The 3,037-nt window shown below is 49.6% G+C and carries 1 protein-coding gene; it reads right to left on the bottom strand.

The window, feature by feature from the left end; translation table 11 throughout:
- The coding region (locus GRP75_RS22980; protein WP_160790466.1) for a type I polyketide synthase at positions 1 to 3,037 on the bottom strand (3,037 nt) is incomplete at both ends.

The following is a 3,037-nucleotide window of genomic DNA, read 5'->3' as shown; positions in this document are numbered from 1 at the left end:
CTCCAAGCCTCTCCGATAGTGCCGGCACCCCCGATGACCACATAGACGCCTCCGGTTTTGTATAGCGTCTGTCCTTTTAAACCTGAAGTCTGTTTGAATGGGACCAAGTGCTGCCGGTACCACTGCCCATTTCTGTAAACCCACATCCGTCCTTGTCGGTCCGAAGGCAGCGTAAACATATCCGATAGCGGCCAGTCATCATCGGATTGCAGGTCAAGGATACGGATTTTCCAGTTCGGATATTCTTTGGCCATGGTGCCTACCAGCCCATGAAGACTTGCGTGAGTCGGGTTGACTGTATCGTTCTGATCCATCGGCTGAGCTTGATTGGTTATCGTTGTCCAGCCTAGCTTTTTCGTCCCGTATCCCAATAAAAGCATCGCTTTGACCATTCTAAAGAAGAGAAGGACTCCCTGCTCCTGTTCCTTGATCAAGGACTCGGCAGTCACCGATTCGACGAAAGCACAGGGTGCAATCCACAGAATATGGTCAACGGCTCCATATTCTTCTACCTTTGAGGCAACTGTTTCAATGCAATCGTGCGCTTGAAGCTCCAAGAAATGCGCCCTAGGATAATACTCCCGGATGGCCTGTCTGTCTTTGTCAGTACCACCTGCAATGACCAATCGGTCTGTCGGTGACGGGGAAACGACATCTTTTTTTACAGCAGCAGGGTCCCATTTCGGGATGAGCATTACGGATCCTACAAGCGGGTCGGCGGCACTTTCTCCTGCCGCTGCGCCTTGTGCATTTTCAATGCCGACTTCTCCTTCCAGCGCCCGGGTGGATAATCCTGTTATTCTGACGCAAATAGTTCCTTCCTCATCACACAAGTCAATATTAAGCTTCTGTACCTTGTCTTCTTTCTTGCTGCCCTCGCTGTATTGAATCAACGACCACATGGTCGGGGTGCATGCCCCATAAATCTCAAACTCTTGGAGGGCAAACGGCATGTGAGGCGTAGCTGGTACAGCGCTACCCGGTAGCCCTCCGTTCTCTTGGCCCATGATTAGCCCGATCGATGCATGCAAGGCCGAATCCAGCAAGCTGGGGTGAAGGACCAAGCTGTTCGTCATATTAGAAATAAAGGAAGGCAATGCCAGCTTGGCTAGCACCCTGCCCGGATGTGTATATACCTTCTCCACACATCTGTATGCCGGGCCATAATCCATTCCCATTTCCTCGAAGATTTCGTAACATTGCGATCCGTTAAACCTGTGTTGACCAAAATCTGCCTGTAACGCCTTAAGGTTTAGTGTCGGTTTTTGCTCTACGCAAACCTGCACCGCATCACCTTGGCTATGCACGGTATGCCCTCTTTCGCTTCCTGCTTGCCCGCTATACACTTCAAAGCTGATTTTTCCGGTGTCTTCCAGGGATAGCCTGGTGTGTACAGGAACTGGCTGGTTGTCCACCACAATGGGCCGAATCCAGTTTACATTTTTCAAACGGATTCCTGTTGTGCTGTTGTCCATATCTCCTGTGGAACGTTCTACAGCCGCCCGTACCATCTCAAGATAGGCTACGCCAGGCAGAACCTTTTGGCCTTTCACAACATGATCCTTGAGGAAAAATTCCTCGCCTGTAAACGTTGAACTGAACCGCTGCTCCAGAAAGTCTGAAGTGTTCTGATGCAGTAAAGGTGTCAAAAAGGATGATTGGGACGAAGCGGCTTCTGTTATTGCGGCGCTCTTTTCCTCATGTACGGGTATCCAATAGCTTTCTCTGGCAAAAGGATAGGTTGGCAGACTCATCCTGCGAGGCTTCACATCCTCATAAAGCTTGTTCCAATCCAAAATCAGTCCCGTAACCCAAAGTTCAGCGAGCTTTCCATACTTCCCTTTGTCCACCCATGCATCAATCATTTTAGCCATATCTTCATCGACTTCCTGAGTGACAAGCCCTCCTCTATTACGCTTTACCTGTCCTCTATACAGTTCTTCTACGCCTTCTTTTTTTTGTAGGAAGCCTTCCAATTTCCAGTCAAGCTCTTGGATGGATTTTGCAATGATCGCCAGACGTTCGTCCATCGCATCTCGCCCGATTTGCAGCGTGTAGGCGATATCTGAGAGACTTGTATGCGGGTCATTCAGCTCTCTGATTGCAGACAGCAATCTTTGCACCTGCTCGTCCAGCCTTTCCTTATTTTTGGCCGACAACACGACTATGACAGGATTCAGGGATACAGGCGCAGCTTGCTGCTGACTAGCTTCTTCTGGAATATATTCTTCGATAACCACATGAGCGTTAGAGCCCCCAGCACCAAAGGCCGATACTCCTGCTGCCCTTGGGTATTCTCTGGTTTCACCGTTGATAGCAACTACTGGTCTTTTCCACTCTTCTAACCCCTGCTGAACTTTAAAGGGACTATCGCTGAAGTCGATATTGGGATTTAAGGTACTTGCATGCAGCGAAGGCACGATTTGTTTATATTTCAACTGCAAAAGCACCTTTGTCACCGCGGCGATACCAGCAGCACTCTCACAATGCCCGATATTAGACTTCGCCGACCCGATTGAACAGAACTGCTTATCGCCGGTATATTTCCGGAAGGCCTTCTGTAAGCCTGCAATTTCAATCGGGTCTCCCAGTGGAGTTCCTGTTCCATGGGCTTCTATATAGCTGATGGTTCTGGGGTTGATTCCTGCCTCCTTAATTGCCTGACCAATCACACGGGCCTGTGCGTTGGGGTTAGGTACGGTATAGCCGTTGGTTTTTCCCCCGTGGTTCACTGCAGTTCCTTTGATAACTCCATATATCCGGTCTCCGTCTGCTATGGCTTTGGCTAATGGCTTGAGCAGCAAAGCCCCGACTCCTTCTCCCGGTACATATCCGTCTCCCTGTCCGAAGCTTTCACATCTCCCATTGCTTGATGCAAAACTTCCCTGTCCCAACAATAGGTATTTGTTAGGATGGATGGAGACGTTGACCCCTCCTGCTACTGCCAGTTCGCATTCTCCATGCTGTAGTCCATGACAGGCCATATGAATTGATGTCAGTGACGAGGAGCACATGGTATCTACAGCGATACTTGGCC

This window comes from Paenibacillus sp. OT2-17 (assembly GCF_009827695.1).
Lineage (GTDB): Bacteria > Bacillota > Bacilli > Paenibacillales > Paenibacillaceae > Paenibacillus > Paenibacillus polymyxa_B.
Note: the sequence above shows the minus strand (reverse complement) of the source record. Positions and strands in the feature narration are given on the sequence as shown.